Origin of the sequence: Pseudomonas monteilii, assembly GCA_001534745.1 — a bacterium.
GTDB lineage: Bacteria > Pseudomonadota > Gammaproteobacteria > Pseudomonadales > Pseudomonadaceae > Aquipseudomonas > Aquipseudomonas alabamensis.
Map to the genome: position 1 here is coordinate 3,145,509 of CP013997.1, position 17,321 is coordinate 3,162,829.

Below are 17,321 nucleotides of genomic sequence, written 5' to 3' on the forward strand. Positions count from 1 at the left end.
GTCTGCCCATGAGGCCAGCGCCGCTGCAGAGACAGGCATGCCCCTGCCCTGCAGCCTTCCCCTACAGCGAAATCGGCCGACGCCCGGCAAAGGCGTGGGCCAGGGTCCCGCCATCCACCAGTTCCAACTCCCCACCCAACGGCACGCCATGGGCGATGCGGGTTGCCGGCAAGCCTTTCTCGGCCAGCAGCTGGGCGATGTAGTGCGCGGTCGCCTCGCCTTCGACGGTGGGGTTGGTGGCCACGATCACTTCGCTGAACGTGCCTTGTTCTTCGATGCGCGCCATCAATTGCGGGATGCCGATGGCGTCCGGGCCCAGGCCATCGAGCGGCGACAGGTGCCCCTTGAGCACGAAATAGCGCCCACGGTAGCCGGTCTGCTCCACCGCATAGACGTCCATCGGGCTTTCCACCACGCACAGCTGGGTGTCATCGCGACGCGTGTCGGCGCACTGCGGGCACAGCTCCTGTTCGGTCAGGGTGCGGCACTGCCGGCAATGCCCCACACCCTCCATGGCCTGGGCCAAGGCCTGGGACAGGCGGACGCCGCCGCTGCGGTCGCGCTCGAGCAGTTGCAGTGCCATGCGCTGGGCGGTCTTCTGGCCGACACCGGGCAAGGTTCGCAGCGCGTCGATCAGTTGGCGGATGAGAGGGCTGAAGCTCATGGGGGCAACCTGTCGGTGATTCAGAGGGACTGCAATGAAAATGGGAGCAGCGACGCGCTGGCCGATGCTCCCACTGGACCTGACGCCGGGTCGGTCAGAACGGCATCTTGAAGCCTGGCGGCAGCTGCATGCCAGCGGTCATGCCGCCCATCTTTTCCTGGCTGTTCTGCTCGACCTTGCGCACGGCATCGTTGATGGCGGCAGCGATGAGGTCTTCGAGCACTTCCTTGTCTTCCTGCATCAGGCTGTCGTCGATGCTCAGGCGCTTGACGTCGTGACGACCGGTCATCACCACGCTGACCAGGCCGGCGCCGGATTGGCCGGTCACTTCGGCGTTGGCCAGTTCTTCCTGCATCTTGGCCATCTTTTCCTGCATCTGCTGAGCCTGCTTCATCAGGCCGGCCATGCCACCTTTCATCATGGGGAATTCCTCGGTTGTGTCATGTAAGGCGGTCAGGCGTGCCTGGCCGCGGGGTGTGCTTTCAATTGCCCTGGGGGGCCATGGCCTCGACAGGCTGGATGCTGTCCGGCCGTACCGTTGCACCGAACTGGCGGACCATCTGCTGGATCAATGGATCGCTCTCGATCGCCACCTCGGCCTCGCGCTGACGCTCGGCCCGCTTGCGGGCGGCGGCCTGGGCCGGGGTTTCCTGCTCGGGCCGGACCAGCTCGATCTTCAACCGTAGGCTACGCCCCAGGTGCTGGTCGAGGGCTTCGTTCAGGCGCCGCTGCTGGGTGGCATTGAACAGCGCGCCTTGCGCCGGGTCCAGGTGCAGCAGCCAGTCGTCGCCGTCGGCCGCCATCAGCGTACAGTTGGCGGCGATGTTGCCTGTCATCCCTGAGATAGGCAATTGTGGGAATAATTCCAGCCATTGCAAGGCCAGGCCGGTGGCCGGGCGTGCGGCGGGCGACGGTTCGGGGACGCTGGACGGCTCGGGGTCGTGTACGTGCTCGGCCAGTTCGTCGAGGTAGGTGAAGCTGGCCGGGTCCGTTTCGACCGGGTAGTCGTCCTCATCGTCCGACGCGGGCTCGTCGTCGCGGACCATGCCTGCCAGGTCATAGGCGTCAGGGTCGAACGGCGGCGCGTCGTCACGCGAAGGGCCCCTGTCCGCCACAGGATCGGCCAGGGGTGGGCTGGCCTGCGGACCGGCATTGGTACGCGGCGGCGGGGCTGAATCGGGCGCGGCCTCCCAGGGTGGATGGAACCCCTGGGCATCGGCCGGCGCCGGCTCGGACGCCTCGACGGGCGGGCGCGGCTTGACCGTCGGCCCTGCGACCGCCGTCAGGGGCGCATCGGGGTCGTCTCGTTCATGGGGCGCAAGCGCTGGCACCGGTTCAGGCAGAGAGGACGGCACCGCCACCGGGGCGGACGGGGCAGCAGCCACTGGCTCCGGGGAATCAGCCGTGGCCTGGCTGATCCCCGAGGTCTTTAGCCGGGGCGCTGGCGCGTCGTCGGTGTCGGCGGGCCGGAACGCAAGCATGCGCAACAGCACCATCTCGAAACCGCCCCGCGGGTCCGGCGCCAGCGGCAGGTCGCGTCGGCCGATCAGGCCCATCTGGTAGTAGAACTGCACGTCCTCGGCCGGCAACGCCGAAGCCAGCGCCAGCACCTTGTCCCGGTCGCCCTGGCCATTGTCCACCGCGTCGGGCAGGGCCTGGGCGACGGCGACCCGGTGCAGCACGTTGAGCATTTCGGCCAGCACGCCGCCCCAGTCCGGCCCCTGCTCGGCCAGCGCGCGCACCGCCTCGAGCAAGGCCCGGGCGTCACCGTCGAGCAAGGCCTGCAACACGCCGTAGACCTGACCGTGGTCCAGTGTACCGAGCATGGCCCGCACGTCGGCGGCCAACACCCGGCCTTCGCCGAAGGCGATGGCCTGGTCGGTCAGGCTCATGGCATCGCGCATGGACCCATCGGCAGCACGGCCGAGCAGCCACAGCGCATCGTCCTCGAACGGCACGTTCTCGGCGCCGAGCACATGGGTCAGGTGTTCGACCACCCGCTCCGGGCTCATGTTCTTCAGGGAGAACTGCAGGCAGCGCGACAGGATGGTCGCCGGCAACTTCTGCGGGTCGGTGGTGGCGAGGATGAACTTGACGTAGGGCGGTGGCTCCTCCAACGTCTTGAGCAGTGCGTTGAACGAGTGCGTCGAGAGCATGTGCACTTCGTCGATCAGGTAGACCTTGAAGCGCCCACGACTCGGGGCATACTGCACGTTGTCCAGCAGTTCGCGGGTATCCTCGACCTTGGTGCGGCTCGCGGCGTCGATCTCGATCAGGTCGACGAAGCGGCCTTCGTCGATCTCCCGGCAGACCGAACAGGTGCCGCAGGGCGTGGAGGTGATACCGGTCTCGCAGTTCAGGCACTTGGCGATGATCCGGGCGATGGTAGTCTTGCCGACCCCGCGGGTCCCGGTGAACAGGTAGGCGTGGTGCAGGCGCTGGTTGTCCAGCGCGTTGATCAGCGCCTTGAGCACGTGCGCCTGGCCGACCATTTCGCGGAACGAGCGCGGACGCCATTTACGTGCAAGAACCTGATAACTCATGGGAAAACGCCACAGCCTGAACGAGCGGAAGAGGCGCTAATGCTAGCGGAGCGGGGGCAAAATTGCACCCTGCCCTGCACGTCTTCCTCCCAGCGGGCAAGGCCCTGACCCTCTTTACCTGCGGAGATCTGGTGTGCGACGACTATTAGCCCTGTTGACGCTGTGTGCGGCGCCCTGCCTGGCCGCGCCACCGACCTTGCGCATCGCGGTCTCCGAGAGCTGGAGCATGCCGCTGATGCAACTGCGCGATGACCGCCCGGTGGACGGCATCCTGTTCGAGGTGTTCCAGGCCCTGGCCCAACGGGCGGGGTTCGAGCCCGAATACCACCTCATGCCGCGGCTGCGCCTGCAGCAGGCCATGGGCGAAGGCGCCATCGATCTACAGTGCTATGTGGCGCCGGCCTGGCTCGACCCGGTTCCGCGCAACTACCGCTGGAGCGTGCCGTTGCTGGTCCAGCGCGACCTGCTGGTGGGCGCGCCAGGGGTGGCGCCGTCGACCACCCTGGCCCAATTGCGCCAGGAGACCGTAGGCGCCGTCCTGGGCTTTCGCTACCCCGCTCTGGACGCTGCCTGGCAGTCGGGCGAGCTGCGCCGTGAAGACAGCCGCAACCAGCTGCTGGCCCTGCAGAAGCTCGAAGCCGGCCGCTTTCGCTTCGCCGTGAGCAACCAGTTGACGCTCGACTGGTACAACCGCCAGTTGCCGCCGGACGAACGGTTGCAGGCACTCGATGTGCTGGAAGAGGACGCGCTGGGGTGCCTGGTGCGCGATGATCCTAGGCTGCCTGTGAATGCGCTGCTGGCCGAACTCAAGCGCATGAAGCGCTCGGGGGACATCGACCGGTTGATCCATCGCTACCTCGCCCGGACAGAGTCTGCCAGCGCGGACTGACACCGGGCATCGCCCACTTATCACACTCGATATGCGAGTGCGAGGCCCTAGCATCTGAAACATAAACGCAGATGTGAAATATTTCTATTTACACTTTTTTCACAATTGACTAGCCTTCCGTCCGCGCCGACGGCTAGGCGCCTTCGCCTTAAAAGGACGTTCACCCTCAGACTTCGACACCGCCCCATCCGAGGCGCGGGTCCGCTTGGGTTTTGCCCGGGGAATTTTTCGAGCATGAATCGTTTTGCTGTGCGCCCACTGGCGCTGCTGATTTCGCTGACCACCGCCAGCTCGCTGGCCGTCGCTGCCGACGTCATCGAACTGGACGAGAGCAAGATCACGGCGGAAACCGCCGGTGTGGCCGGGCAGGCGACGACCGAGGGGACCCGGTCGTATACCACGGGGTCGATGAGCACGTCGGCGGGCCTGCCATTGTCGATTCGTGAAACGCCGCAGTCCGTGAGCGTGATCACGCGCCAGCGCATCGAGGACCAAGGGCTGAACAACCTGGACGACGTGGTCAAAGCTGCGCCGGGGGTAACGTTGCGCAAGTTCGGTTCGGACCGGCGTGAATACCTGTCTCGAGGCTTTCGCATTGATAACCTGATGTACGATGGTCTGCCAACGATTGCAGGCACGTTCAACCTAGACACCATTGCGTCCGGTGATCTAGCGATGTATGACCGCGTTGAAGTAGTTCGAGGTGCAACGGGTCTTACGACCGGTGCAGGCGATCCATCTGCCACTTTGAACCTTGTACGTAAACGCCCAACGGCTACGCCTCAAGTCAGCGTTACCACTAGCGCAGGCAGTTGGGACCGGTATCGTACCGAAATCGATGCATCCAACAAGCTCAACGAAAGTGGGACGCTACGTGGCCGTGCGGTAGCTGCCTATGAGAATAACAAAAGCTTTGTCGACGTGCGTGAGACACAGCGGCAGACATTCTACGGCATTCTTGAAGCCGATGTGAGCGATGCGACGACCCTCACACTTGGCCTGTCCAAACAGCGTGAAGATAAAAAATCTGACTGGGGCAGCTTGCCAAGTGGACCGAACGGTGAAAACCTTGGGCTGTCGCGCTCGACCTTCTATGGTGGTGATTGGTCTTATTGGGATCAAGACAACTACACGATGTTTGGTGATATAACGCACAGATTTAGCAATGGCTGGAAGGCCAAAGTGGCAGCTCAAAAAGTTTGGGGCGAGTCAGATACATTCTCAAACTACTTAACGGCCTACCCTTACACAGCCCCGTCTGATTTGCGCACGGCATCAGGGCATTATTTCACCGACGACGACATGCTCAACCTCGATGCTTCGTTGAGTGGCGATTTTCAAGCGTTTGGCCGTAACCATGAATTTCAAACAGGTGTGAGTTGGCGTCAAGACAAGTACAACCTCCGTGGTGGGTACTGGGACGGCACACCAGTCGACATTTACAATTTCAAACCTGGCAAAGTTGCCAAACCCTCGATCGAGGGTCGCACGGGTTACGCCAACCACAATATCACCACGGAAAAATCCGCCTATGCGGTAGTTCGATTGAATCCATTTGATCCTCTGCATGTCATTCTGGGGGGACGGCTCAGCTGGTATGACTTCAACGATAAATCTTTCGGTAACAGTTACAGCGTGACTCGTGAAGTTACGCCTTATGCCGGCATTATCTACGACCTGAATGAAACTTATTCGACCTACGCGAGTTACACGCAGATATTCAAGCCACAGAGCGTTCAGGATGAGGCAGGCTCAGTGCTTGAGCCCATGACCGGCGAAAGCTATGAAATCGGGATCAAAGGTGAATATCTACAAGGCGCGCTGAATGCTTCGGTTGCGCTATTCGATATGACCCAGGAAAACCGTGCTTATGAATTGAGCCCCCAACCGCTGAGCTGTAGCCAACAGTACCGCACCTGTTACGGCACCGCTGGAGAAGTCCGCAGTCGCGGTATTGACACTGAGGTGACTGGCGCGCTGACACCAGACTGGAACTTCTCTGCATCCTACACGTATGTAATGAGCGAGTACGTCAAGGATGCTACCTACGAAGGCAAGCGCTTTTCAGCGGACCAACCTAAACACCTGTTCAAGGCTTCTACGTCCTACAATCTGACTGGCGACCTAAGCAAATGGCGTGTAGGTGGAGATGTGTTCGCCCAAAGTAAAACTTACGAGCGTGTTGGCACTGGCCATGCCGAACAGGACAGCTACGCCGTGGTCGGCCTGATGGCAGGCTACCGCTTCGACGAGCATTGGGACGGCCGAGTCAACCTTAACAACGTGTTCGACGAAAAGTACTGGCAGGGCATCCCGACCGGTACCGGCCAGGGCGTCTACGGCGACCCGCGCAACGTGATGTTCAGCCTGAAATGGACCCTGTGATCGGCCTGACCGTCTGATCCACAAGCCGTCCCAGCCTCGGCCCTGACAGCAGCGAACCCCATTGTTGCCAGGGCCTTGGCCCCTCCCTATACAGCCCACACCCAGGCTGACGTATACAACCCCGCTCCAAACACCAGGTGTGTTGCCAGACTCCGCGCGCACCCGCGCCAGGGTTTAGCCGTATGCCGTGCGAACAGCCCCAGCCCCATCGCCGGTTGCATCACGCACAGCGGCACCAGCACCGTCAGCGCACCGAACGCCAAGGCCTTTCCGAGCGTCGGCTGCACGGTCCACCCCTCCCCGACCCATGCCAGGAACAGACCCGCGAACACGATACCCACCGTATAGTGAAGCCCCCAACCCCACGCCCGCTCGAACGCCACTGGCGCCGCCTGCCCGATGGCGCGATGGCGCCATTGCCCCCGCCACACATGCCCGACCCATCGGCCCAACAGGGCATAATCCAAGGTTCGAACCCCTGCATGGCGCAGCAACCCTGTCCACAGGCCCATGAGCACGGTGGCACCCAGCCCGATCTGCAGACTGTGGAGTGTGAAAGCAGCGATGTTCATGATGATCGATCCTTGCGCGTTGACGGATGGTTACCTGCCGCGCAGCATAGAAGTTGAAGTCAACTTCAAGTCAAGGACCCCTCCATGGACATAGCGGACGTCGCCAAACGCACCGGCGTACCGGCCTCGACGTTGCGGTATTACGCGAAGAAAGGGCTGATTCACTCACTGGCCACGCCAGGTCAACGGCGTCAGTTCCCAGCCGATGTCATCGACCGGCTGGCGTTGATCGCCCTGGGTCAGGCAGCGGGGTTTTCCCTGGACGAGATCGAGGAACTGCTTGGTCAACCGCGCATCGACCGACAGCATCTGATCGACAAGGCCACTGCACTGGAAAGCACGGCCAGGCGATTGATGGCCTTGAGCAAAGGCCTTCGCCATGCCGCCGAGTGCCCTCAGGAGGATCATGTGCAGTGCCCGACCTTTCAGCGGTTGCTCACGGTATCGGCGAGTGCGGTGCGGGCGAGGAAGCGTCGGTAAGGTGGGTTCGAACGTTGTAATAGCGATACCTGGCGGGGCGTGCTGACGTCAGGACTCATGGCGGGGCAGCGAACGCCGACTCACGGTCGACAGGTCGAACACTGGCCTATCAGCCTTGAGGTGGATGAACAGGCCTTATCGCTGGCAAGCCAGCTCCCACAGGTACCTATTTCAAGCAAGCAGTCGCACGATGACAAAGCCGGCTGTGGGAGTCCGCCCGCCGCCTTGGCGCCGCGCTGTCGCGCATAGAGATTGGGCCCGCAGTGCCCACAAAATCCTAAAATTATTTACTTTGAAATCAATAGGCTATTTTTTGTTTTATAGGAGCGGAGTTCCTCTTTACGACACACGCAACCCACGACCCGCCTAATAAATTTTAGTTTTCAGATAAAATGATTCTTCATCAAAATACTATCACCTAGGAATCTGCTTTTCTACTTTCATCGCGCCACCCTAACTCAAGGAGATAAGTTTACGTTCTTCTTCCCAAGTTCTAATCTGGGCATAATCCTTGTCAAGCTGATCCATATTGTTATGCATGAGATAGATATGGCCAGCTTTCGAAGACAAGTCTACAGTCTTCGGAATTAAATCTCCGACCTCCGGGGTTCGTGCAATCAGGTAAAACGATGGCAGTGTAGCCAGCAACGTTCGACTATTATTTTCAACGACGACACCCGACTTTTCTGAAATGAGATTTACAACCCTGATACAGTTATTTAATCTATATTCGATATTGATCTCTCGAAAAAATCGTGACGGATCTATGTAACGATTTAACGTTAGGGTCATATGACTATAGCCAAGCGCTTCTATTATTGGCTTTGAAACGATCCCCCCCTGCATTCTGGCACCTGTCTCTATCAAGACAGGCCCGCGTGAAGTAACGATGATTTCACTATGACTCGCGCCGTTCCTTACACCCAATGCATCCAACACGCAGGTTACATACGTGATCAGCTTGCCTTGAACACTTCCCTCATAGGGCAATATCGTTTCGTAATCATAGAGGTTGCCTACCCCTCGCACGTTGAGTCGCTTCTCATGCCAAATCTCTGAAATTCTATGACGACCCTCTATACTTACTGCATTGACAAGATATTGGTCCCCTTCTAAAAACTCTTGAACCAATACAGAATTATTTATGTTACCAACAAAATTTTCTTTGTCGAATATGTTCTCGAAGGCCTCCAACGCCTCGCATTCATCGTAGCAAACGCGAACATTTTCACTTCCCATAGAGTCAACGGGTTTTACGACGACGGGGTATACCTTCAAGCAAGCCAATGCACTCAGAAGTTGAGCTCGAGACGTCACTTGGTATTGAGAGACTGCATCAAGCCCCACGTGGGTCAGACGCTCCGACATGGCGTATTTATTTCGTCTTAGGTAGCTAGTATGAGGATCATTACCTGCTAATTGCAGCGCAGCGCTTATCCAGTCAGCCAGTTCGACCCCTGGTTCACTTCCGGCCACCACGAACGCCGGCTTGAAGTTGTCTAACAGGCTGAATAGCTGCGAGCGACTCAATGCCGCAGCAATAAGATTAGTTTCGAATAAATCGCAATCATACGTTTTCTTAAAGGCGGCTGGAATTGTCAAACCCGACTGAACATGAACCAACCGCCACCCCAACTTATATAGCGCTTTGGCCAGCTCTGCCCCGGTACTGTAAGCATCCACTAGACAGGCGATTTTTCCTGCGTTTTTCCTCATCCTCTCCACCTTTATTGTTCTTAACGGGAGAACCGACATGTCGCATTGCGCTTGCTTGCTCTTCTGAAGCGTTCTCTACCTCCTAACATGCAAAGAGAATCTCTTAATACGCACTAGGCTTTTAGGGAAACCAACTAGCAAAGCGCCAATAAAAACATTAATGCAATCCAGTCGAGGTCCCATTTTAAGCTCATGCACTTAGCTATCTGTGCCCACCTCCAAGATTATCCACTTCTTATATCGAAGGCACCCTCTCCTCTGGCTTCAGACATAATCCTGATGCTGGACCTTATTTCACAAAAAACAAGCTGGAAATTTCCCAAGCAGCAGTAGGAAATTTCCTTTCTTAGGATGCTGCTATTTTTTAGAAAAGCAGCTATTTCACCTTCGATAACCCCTGCTGCCTGTCTAACTCAAGGCATACGCCGTAGTCACTTGTCCTTCGCCCCCTCGGTTTAGTCGTACCTGTCAGGTTGGGAGCGCCAAGGCTGTAGCTCGCCCTCCCCCTCAATGCTATGCATTCGGAGGTTAGGCTTTTCACACGCTTACATTGGGTTCGCTAGCTTCTACACAGTGCTAAATTATCACGTTAGGCAGATAATCAGGCACTATAGTTTGGCAACTTCAGCATATTTATAGCGCATTCAAGCTCAAACTTCGCTATCTAAAAGCGCTCAAGATCAGTAAGTATCTACACAGGAACCTTGAAAACTTAGGGGATTCACTGCCACTGACTGTGCCATGTTTGCACTCAACTCTGGTCGGGCTCCCCAAGTTCGCTCTGCTTGAGTCCATCATTGCTTACTAATTTTAAAATTACGAACTGGGCTACCATCCGCTGCGTCGGGTTATCCAGAACAGGTCTGCGCCATACGTCCTGAAGGAGTCTTACTTCAATAAGTCGAAGTCACGCAGGCGAGCGAAGCCTTATACTCAGCTCGGCAATGATCTGCGGCGACGTCTCGATGTTCACGGGCTTATTGGTCGTGTAGAGAACGCCATTGCCATGCTACCTCACGTCATATATCCGCGATGTGTGCGAGCTTGCCCGCGATGAAGAGGCCGCCGTGCCTGCCGGGAACACGTCGCCCTCAGTACCCATGCACCCCACGATGATTGCTCGCGTGAAACCCGATCCACTCCTGCAAGTCATACGGCAGGTACAGCCGGTGCTTGGCCCGGGAAATCCCGATGTAGATCGCGCAGATCCGGTGATCGAACTCGTAGGCATCCTTGAACGGCACGGTGGTCAGCAGCCCCGGCGTCAGCAGCACCTGGTCGAACTCCCAGCCACCGGCCTCCTCTGCCATCAACAGCAGGCAGCTCGACGGCCCGTCGCTGATCACCCGGTCGAGCGCCGTCACGTCGGCCACGCGCAAGCCCTGTTCCAGCTCATCCTGCACCCACAGGAACGACTCGTCGAACCGGTGAGTCTCACGTACCCGGTGCCAATCGGTCAGCTCGGCGAAGGCCGGATGGCGTTCGGCGCGCCCGGTCTCGCCATACACGTCCGGGCGGAACAGCCGGACGGCGCTTTCCATGAACCACTTCAGGTCATCCTCGGCACGCTTTTCGAGAAAGCCGAAGCCACAGTGCTGGCGGCACAGTTCCAAGGCCCAGCGCATGCTGTCCCAGCGCGACCCGGTCAGGACCACGCAGCCAGCCGGGGGGGTGAAGCGCTCGGGGTAGAGTTCCACACGCACATCGGCATCGCGCGCGCCTTCGAACGGCAGGCGGGGTTGGTGCGAGTGCAGCGAAATCAACGGATTGACCAGCGCCTCGACCTTGCGGCCGGAGCGCACCGAATAGCTCACATCGCTCTGGCGCACCCGTCGTTCGCGCTTGACCACCGGGCCACTGGCCTTCTGGTACTCGTCGCCCAGGGTCACCAGCACCTGGCGCCCACGCTCGATGATCTGCAACAGCGGCGGCGGGATGTCCTGGCTTTCGTCGACGATCACGTGGGTGAAGCGTGACGGCACCTGGCACCCGGCCAGGCTGGCGCGCTTGATCAGCAACAGCATCTCGAACCCGGTGCGCGGCGCCCACTGCGGGTGCGCGTCCAGCCAGGTCCAGACCCGGCTGGCCTGCTCGAGCAGCACCTGCGCTTCGACCGGTGTCAGGGCCTGTTGGAAGACCGGCAGATGGGCATTGCACAGCGCTCGATCCCACGAATCGCAGTAGCGCGCCAGCACGACCAGGCAGATGTCCAGCGCCTGCACCGGTCCGTACCCGCGAAAGCCGTGGATCGACAACTCATCGCACACGGCGGCCTTGGTCGGGAGCCGGGCGGTACGCTTCACAGTGCGCGCGCCCCGTGGGGGTGCCAGGACGGCTTCAGCGAAGGCCTTGAAGCTCAGCCCAGGCAACTTGCCCTGGCCGCCCAGGCGACGCCGCAGCGCTTCGAGCTTCTTGTCCGTGCGGGCCAGGGCCAGGGTACGCCCTGGCCGCAGACAGTCCATCAAGGCGCCGAGCAAGTGGCTCTTGCCCACCCCGGCATACCCTTGCACGTGCAGATGCTCGTCGAGGTTGGCGCGAAAGGTCCGCACCAGCCGGTCCTGCGCCGAACTCAACCAGCGCTCGCGCCCTCGGGCGGTGATCATCTGGCGGGCGAACGGATGGTGCCGGAGAAAGTGCCGGGCCTTGTACTGCTCGTCCCAGCGACCATCGGGCAGCAGGTACTCCTGCGTCGTCACCTCCTCCGCCTCGAGCAACCGCAGGCCCAGGCTGTCGAGCAGGCCCAGGCCGAAATAGAGCTTGCGTGCATCGAACAACCGTTGCGCTTCGCTCAGCAGACAGGGCCCCGTATCCGACGTGCGCGCCTGTTGCCAGGCCAGCAGCTTGGCCAGGATCTTCTCCGCGCCGCTGGCACTGACCCCCTGCTCACCCGCCTGCGCCAGGTGCTGGATCACCAGCACTGCGGCCAGTTCCGGGTCGCTGAGCGCTTCCAGCCCCGCCACGCCCTCGTCGTCGAGCAGCCGCTGGCAGCATTCCTCGGCAATGGGCAGATAGACAGGGCTGGACAGGTCGTAATGTTCCGGTTGCATGGGGTCTCGTGGTGTGGGCGATGGGGCTGGGCGTCAACGCTGGTCAGGCTCTTCTGGGTCGTCGCGCCTGGTGGGACGATTGGCCAGCAGCTTGGAGGCCGCCAGCTGCGCGACCATGCGCTGCGCCGGGTTGACAGGCGCAGGCCGCTGGCGGACGTCGCGCAGCAGCTGGGCATCGATCAGGCGTTGGCGTACGGTCGCGGCCGGCAGGGACAATGTCCTGCCGAGGTCGGCGATGATACGTTGCGCCGTCTCGATGTTGTAGGGTTCGTCGTCGACATAGATCACGCCATGGCCACGCCACTTCACCTCATAGGTGGCGAGCAGCGGCGCCAGGTGCCGGGCCAGCGCTTCGTCCGAGAGGTGGGGCGCGGCGCACGGGTCGGCAGCGACCGGCAGGGTCTTGTCGAGGTCGGGCGGGGTCGAATCACTCATCGAAAAGGCCTGTGCGCTTGAGTTCGAAGCGGTAGTCACCCAGGGTGCCACCCATTCGGCCGGCGAGCGCATGCGCCTCGGCGTCGTGCAGTCTACCGTCAAGTTCATGCAGAGCGGTCTGGATCAATGCACGAAGGTCGTCGACGGTGGCGGCCGAGACGTCCAGCCGCAGATCGAGCCGGTGGCGACCTGGCCCAGGCGCAGGCTCGCTGACCACGGGTGACGTCTGCACGGGCTCGACCGGCTCGGACACGTCCGCCGTCAGCGCCTCCCCTTGGGCGGCGTGCAGGATGCGCTCGTGCTCTTCATCCATTTCATCCAGCACCCATGACAATTCCAGGGTGCGCTCCGGAGACGCCTGCATCTGATCCTTGATGGCCAGACGCCGGGCCTGCCATTCCCGAACGCGCTCCGCGATGAGCGGGTCGACTTGATCCACGGTTACCACTCCTGACGCGTTGACGAACATCCCTGACGAGTAGGCACCAGGATGCCGGCAGGATCAAGCGGTGCAAGGATTCAAGATGTACACGGCAGGTCGATCGATCGATGCGCTCGCCCCTTACTAAACAGCGTCATGAGCACGGCTAAAGGGCCTGTGAAATCAATTCAGTTCCGCCCCCTCTACCCCGCCCCTACCATACGACCGACTGGCAGGGCCCGTAGACATCCGAGCGAGACGACCGATCATGACGTGCACAGACTTCCGTTTTTCCATCAAGACCGTGGGTTTCGACGAGCACTACCGTCCCGCCTCCACGACACGGATGACGACCAACTTCGCCAACCTGGCGCGGGGCGAACGCCGTCAGGAAAACCTGCGCAACACGTTGCGCATGATCGACAACCGCTTCAACGCCCTGGCGCAGTGGGACAACCCTGAAAGCGACCGCTACGCCGTCGAGCTCGACATCGTCTCCGTCGACCTGCACCTCACCGCTGCGCGGGACGATCACGCACTCCCGCTGATCGAGATGCTGAAAACCACCGTGCTCGATCGACACACCGGCGAACGCAGCGCGGGCATGGTCGGCAACAACTTCTCCTCCTACCTGCGCGATTACGACTTCAGCATCGTGCTGCCAGCGCATGCCAAGGAGGCCTCGGTGGCCAGCGCACCCGCCCGCTTCGGCGAGCTGCACGGCAGGCTGTTCACGTGCTTCCTCCAGTCGAACGAATACCGCGCGCACTTCGACAAGCCGCCGGTCATTTGCCTGAGCGTTTCGAGCAGCAGGACGTACTACCGTACCGACAATCACCACCCGGTGCTGGGCTTCGAATACCAGCAGAACGACCCGTCGCTGACCGACGCGTATTTCGCCAAGATGGGTTTGCAGGTGCGCTACTTCATGCCGGCGAACAGCGTTGCGCCCCTGGCGTTCTATTTCACGGGCGATCTGCTGGCGGATTATTCCAACCTGGAACTGATCAGCACCATCAGCACCATGGACACCTTCCAGAAGATCTACCGCCCCGAGATCTACAACGCCAACGCGGCAGCCGGCAAGACCTATCGTCCCAGCCTGCAGCACCAGGACTATTCCCTGACGCGCATCGTCTACGACCGCGAAGAACGCAGCCGGCTGGCCGTCGAACAAGCCCGTTTCGTCGAAGCGCATTTCATCAAGCCCTACCACGCGATCCTCGAGCAGTGGTCCGCGCAGTGCACCGCTTGATCCCTCCGGCACACCAGGTCATTCCCCATGAAAACGCTGTTACCCACCTCCACCGCCGGCAGCCTGCCCAAACCCTCCTGGCTCGCCCAGCCCGAAACGCTCTGGTCACCCTGGAAGCTGAACGGCGAGGCATTGACCGAAGGCAAGCAGGATGCCCTGCGCTTGGCGCTGCTGGAGCAGCAACGGGCAGGCATCGACATCGTCAGCGACGGTGAGCAGACCCGTCAGCACTTCGTCACCACCTTCATCGAACACCTCGACGGCGTCGATTTCCAAAAGCGCGAGACGGTCAGGATCCGCGACCGCTACGAGGCCAGCGTGCCGACGGTCGTCGGGGCGGTCGCACGCCGTACGCCGGTGTTCGTGGAGGACGCCGCCTTCTTGCGTCGACACACCGACCAGCCCATCAAATGGGCCCTGCCCGGCCCGATGACCATGATCGACACGCTGTACGACAGCCATTACAAAAGCCGCGAGCAGCTGGCCTGGGAATTCGCCGCGATCCTCAACCAGGAAGCCCGCGAGCTGCAGGCGGCCGGCGTGGACATCATTCAGTTCGACGAACCGGCGTTCAACGTGTTCTTCGACGAGGTGAACGACTGGGGTGTCGCGGCCCTGGAACGGGCCGTCGAAGGGCTCACCTGCGAAACGGCCGTGCACATCTGCTACGGCTACGGCATCCAGGCCAACACGGACTGGAAAAAGACCCTGGGCCGCGAATGGCGGCAGTACGAAGACGTCTTCCCCCGGCTGCAGGCCTCCAGCCTCGACATCATTTCGCTGGAATGCCATAACTCGCACGTGCCCCTGGAACTGCTCGAACTCATTCGTGGCAAGAAGGTGATGGTGGGCGCCATCGACGTGGCGAACCCAGCCATCGAGACGCCTGAAGCGGTGGCCGACACGCTTCGCAAGGCACTCCAATTCGTCGACGCCGAGCACCTTTACCCCTGCACCAACTGCGGCATGGCACCGTTGCCCCGCTCGGTGGCGCAAGGCAAGCTGCGGGCCTTGAGCGCAGGCGCGGACATCGTTCGCCGCGAGCTGTCGGCGCGATGAAGGCACACGCGAGCGTAGCCTGCCGCCCATGATCGACTTGAGGCACCTGCGCACCCTCCACGCCCTGCGCGAAACCGACAGCCTGCCCCTGGCCGCCGAGCGCCTGCACCTGACGCAGTCGGCGCTGTCGCATCAGTTCCGCGAGCTGGAAAGCCGCCTGGGCCTGCCCGTGTTCGTGCGCAAGTCCAAGCCCGTGCGTTTCACCACCGCGGGCCTGAAGCTGCTGCAACTGGCCGACCAGGTCCTGCCGCTGATCCACACCACCGAGCGCAACCTGAGCAACCTGGCGTGCGGCACCGCTGACCGCCTGCACATCGCCATCGAATGCCACAGCTGCTATCAATGGCTGATGCCGTCACTGGACGCCTTTCGCAGCGACTGGCCGGAGGTCGAACTGGACCTGGCCTCGGGATGGTCGTTCGCGCCGCTGCCGGCCCTGGCACGGGGCGACCTCGACCTGGTCGTCACCTCCGACCCGGTGAGCCTGCCGGGCGTCACCTACATCCCCCTGTTCGGGTACGAAGCGCTGCTGACCCTCGACAAGCATCATGCACTGCGCGACAGACCCTACCTGGAACCTGCCGACCTCGCCGGGCAGACCTTGATCACGTACCCCATCGAACGCGACCGCCTGGACATCTTCACCCGCTTTCTGGACCCGGCCGACGTCGAGCCGGCGCAGGTCCGCACGGCGGAGATGACCGTCATGATGATGCAGCTGGTCGCCAGTGGGCGTGGGGTGTGCTGCTTGCCGAACTGGGCGGTGCATGAATACAGCGCACGGGGGTATGTGATGGCCAAGCGGTTGGGGAAGGAGGGGCTGCAGGCGACGCTGTTCGCGGGGGTGCGCAGCGATATGCTGGAGATGGCGTATATGCGGGATTTCTTGCTGACGGCGAAGGATATTTCGTTTGCGCGGTTGGAGGGGGTGCACAGGTCAGTGGGCGGGGTGTGAGCCTGTATCGAAGCGTTCTCATCACTTTGAAAAACCGCCTTGATTCCGCAGTGCCGAGCTATAGAAGATCGTCAGGTACAGCAGAAAGAGACGTAGCTTCCCAACTTATGGATTGGTTATTTGAAGCTGGCTTCCATGCCCTCAAGGCTTATAGTGTTGCCCTCGTCCAAGCTGAGTAAACGCTCGAATGCAAAACGCTCGGCACGAAGGTCTTCGAGCTCATCCTGCAAGGATTGATAGGCTTCGACGCCTATCAGCACCGCCGCAGGCTCATTGTCCTCGAAAATGACCAGATGGGTGGTCTCTCCACTGGTGACATCCTTCAGACGCGCGCCGAAGGTTCTAGCCATTGCAGTAGCAGATACGGCCTGTTCAGCTCTGGTCAATAGCGATGCCATGTTGTTCTCCTGCTTTCTGATTCAACGTGGCAGGCAGATCTGTTCACATTTCCTGCCTGTAAACGAGATACATAGACATAACGGGTCATGATGTCACGCATCAAAGCTTGTTCAATCATACACGAGTAGAAGGTTGTTTTATGTGAAACGCTAAAGCATGTCGCTACGTTAGCAACCGTCGGCTGATCAGCACTGTCCTGCGAGTAAAACTCAGTAGACTTAGCAGTGATGCAATAGGAAATGCTTGAAAAGAAATCCCCGAGAACTCAAGGACCTGCGTAATGGAGGCAGCCCCACCAGCCGCACCCCGGCACACGATGTTCCCGCCATGGCTGCTCCCTTCCGGGCCTGACCAGGTTAACGGGTAACCGTTGCGGGGGGACCGGTAGGGCCACCACTACGCCGCTTGCCATGTGACAAGCGGCGCCATTGTACCGCGCTGAGCAGAACTTACAACCTTTGCCTCACGAAAAACCCATCATTTCTCAATGACTTGTCGCAC

Annotated in this window: 14 protein-coding genes and 1 other RNA gene; 6 read left to right on the forward strand and 9 right to left on the reverse strand. The window is 60.6% G+C overall.

What is annotated here, in order from left to right; all coding sequences use genetic code 11:
• Nucleotides 1-61: 61 nt before the first annotated feature.
• From recR to APT63_13345, 3 genes are all read right to left on the reverse strand, one after another.
• The gene (gene recR, locus APT63_13335) at nucleotides 62-664 is read right to left on the reverse strand and encodes a recombination protein RecR (GenBank protein ID AMA46520.1); all 603 of its coding nucleotides are present in this window, start codon (nucleotides 662-664) and stop codon (nucleotides 62-64) included.
• 94 nt (nucleotides 665-758) lie between these two features.
• Nucleotides 759-1,085, reverse strand: a complete 327-nt coding sequence (locus tag APT63_13340; protein AMA46521.1) for a nucleoid-associated protein — start codon at nucleotides 1,083-1,085, stop codon at nucleotides 759-761.
• A 61-nt stretch (nucleotides 1,086-1,146) separates the two neighbouring features.
• On the reverse strand, nucleotides 1,147-3,207 hold the full coding sequence (locus APT63_13345; GenBank protein ID AMA46522.1) for a hypothetical protein: 2,061 nt from the start codon (nucleotides 3,205-3,207) through the stop codon (nucleotides 1,147-1,149).
• A gap of 133 nt (nucleotides 3,208-3,340) precedes the next feature.
• On the opposite strand from APT63_13345, the gene APT63_13350 reads away from it, so the two are divergent.
• Together APT63_13350 and APT63_13355 are read left to right on the forward strand one after the other, a co-directional pair.
• Complete coding sequence (locus tag APT63_13350; GenBank protein AMA46523.1) at nucleotides 3,341-4,096, forward strand: amino acid ABC transporter substrate-binding protein; 756 nt, start codon at nucleotides 3,341-3,343, stop codon at nucleotides 4,094-4,096.
• 234 nt (nucleotides 4,097-4,330) lie between these two features.
• Nucleotides 4,331-6,481 carry a ligand-gated channel gene (locus APT63_13355; protein ID AMA46524.1) on the forward strand — a complete coding sequence of 717 codons (2,151 nt, stop codon included), beginning with the start codon at nucleotides 4,331-4,333 and terminating at the stop codon, nucleotides 6,479-6,481.
• An 86-nt stretch (nucleotides 6,482-6,567) separates the two neighbouring features.
• On the opposite strand, the gene APT63_13360 is transcribed toward APT63_13355, so the two are convergent.
• Nucleotides 6,568-7,053, reverse strand: a complete 486-nt coding sequence (locus tag APT63_13360) for a hypothetical protein (GenBank protein ID AMA46525.1) — start codon at nucleotides 7,051-7,053, stop codon at nucleotides 6,568-6,570.
• Between the two features lie 84 nt (nucleotides 7,054-7,137).
• Between APT63_13360 and APT63_13365 the strand changes: the two genes are divergently transcribed.
• Complete coding sequence (locus APT63_13365) at nucleotides 7,138-7,533, forward strand: MerR family transcriptional regulator (GenBank protein ID AMA46526.1); 396 nt, start codon at nucleotides 7,138-7,140, stop codon at nucleotides 7,531-7,533.
• Between the two features lie 2,807 nt (nucleotides 7,534-10,340).
• Here the strand turns inward: APT63_13365 and APT63_13370 are convergent.
• From APT63_13370 to APT63_13380, 3 genes are read right to left on the reverse strand one after another with little or no spacing between them, the layout of a single operon-like run.
• On the reverse strand, nucleotides 10,341-12,296 hold the full coding sequence (locus APT63_13370) for a hypothetical protein (protein ID AMA46527.1): 1,956 nt from the start codon (nucleotides 12,294-12,296) through the stop codon (nucleotides 10,341-10,343).
• A gap of 33 nt (nucleotides 12,297-12,329) precedes the next feature.
• A complete protein-coding gene (locus APT63_13375) occupies nucleotides 12,330-12,731 on the reverse strand; it encodes a hypothetical protein (protein ID AMA46528.1) in 402 nt (133 codons plus the stop codon).
• Entirely contained in the window at nucleotides 12,724-13,170 is a 447-nt protein-coding gene (locus tag APT63_13380; protein ID AMA46529.1) for a hypothetical protein, read from the reverse strand. The genes APT63_13375 and APT63_13380 overlap by 8 nt, the downstream gene beginning before the upstream one ends.
• A gap of 250 nt (nucleotides 13,171-13,420) precedes the next feature.
• Between APT63_13380 and APT63_13385 the strand changes: the two genes are divergently transcribed.
• The 3 genes from APT63_13385 to APT63_13395 are packed head-to-tail and all read left to right on the forward strand — an operon-like array spanning nucleotide 13,421 to nucleotide 16,421.
• Nucleotides 13,421-14,407, forward strand: a complete 987-nt coding sequence (locus tag APT63_13385) for a hypothetical protein (GenBank protein ID AMA46530.1) — start codon at nucleotides 13,421-13,423, stop codon at nucleotides 14,405-14,407.
• 27 nt (nucleotides 14,408-14,434) lie between these two features.
• Nucleotides 14,435-15,466: a 5-methyltetrahydropteroyltriglutamate--homocysteine methyltransferase gene (locus APT63_13390; GenBank protein ID AMA46531.1), complete on the forward strand. Its 1,032-nt coding sequence runs from the start codon at nucleotides 14,435-14,437 to the stop codon at nucleotides 15,464-15,466.
• A 28-nt stretch (nucleotides 15,467-15,494) separates the two neighbouring features.
• Nucleotides 15,495-16,421: an XRE family transcriptional regulator gene (locus APT63_13395; protein ID AMA46532.1), complete on the forward strand. Its 927-nt coding sequence runs from the start codon at nucleotides 15,495-15,497 to the stop codon at nucleotides 16,419-16,421.
• A 116-nt stretch (nucleotides 16,422-16,537) separates the two neighbouring features.
• Here the strand turns inward: APT63_13395 and APT63_13400 are convergent, their stop codons facing one another.
• Together APT63_13400 and ffs are read right to left on the reverse strand one after the other, a co-directional pair.
• Nucleotides 16,538-16,819 carry a Phd-YefM gene (locus tag APT63_13400; protein AMA46533.1) on the reverse strand — a complete coding sequence of 94 codons (282 nt, stop codon included), beginning with the start codon at nucleotides 16,817-16,819 and terminating at the stop codon, nucleotides 16,538-16,540.
• Nucleotides 16,820-17,077: 258 nt separating this feature from the next.
• Nucleotides 17,078-17,289: signal recognition particle sRNA large type (gene ffs / locus APT63_13405), an RNA gene on the reverse strand.
• Nucleotides 17,290-17,321: the final 32 nt, after the last annotated feature.

Coding starts and splice junctions, on each gene's coding strand:
- recR (AMA46520.1), bottom strand. CDS start 664: ATGAGCTTCAGCCCTCTCATCCGCCAACTGATCGACGCGCTGCGAACC.
- APT63_13340 (AMA46521.1), bottom strand. CDS start 1,085: ATGATGAAAGGTGGCATGGCCGGCCTGATGAAGCAGGCTCAGCAGATG.
- APT63_13345 (AMA46522.1), bottom strand. CDS start 3,207: ATGAGTTATCAGGTTCTTGCACGTAAATGGCGTCCGCGCTCGTTCCGC.
- APT63_13355 (AMA46524.1), top strand. CDS start 4,331: ATGAATCGTTTTGCTGTGCGCCCACTGGCGCTGCTGATTTCGCTGACC.
- APT63_13360 (AMA46525.1), bottom strand. CDS start 7,053: ATGAACATCGCTGCTTTCACACTCCACAGTCTGCAGATCGGGCTGGGT.
- APT63_13365 (AMA46526.1), top strand. CDS start 7,138: ATGGACATAGCGGACGTCGCCAAACGCACCGGCGTACCGGCCTCGACG.
- APT63_13370 (AMA46527.1), bottom strand. CDS start 12,296: ATGCAACCGGAACATTACGACCTGTCCAGCCCTGTCTATCTGCCCATT.
- APT63_13375 (AMA46528.1), bottom strand. CDS start 12,731: ATGAGTGATTCGACCCCGCCCGACCTCGACAAGACCCTGCCGGTCGCT.
- APT63_13385 (AMA46530.1), top strand. CDS start 13,421: ATGACGTGCACAGACTTCCGTTTTTCCATCAAGACCGTGGGTTTCGAC.
- APT63_13390 (AMA46531.1), top strand. CDS start 14,435: ATGAAAACGCTGTTACCCACCTCCACCGCCGGCAGCCTGCCCAAACCC.
- APT63_13395 (AMA46532.1), top strand. CDS start 15,495: ATGATCGACTTGAGGCACCTGCGCACCCTCCACGCCCTGCGCGAAACC.
- APT63_13400 (AMA46533.1), bottom strand. CDS start 16,819: ATGGCATCGCTATTGACCAGAGCTGAACAGGCCGTATCTGCTACTGCA.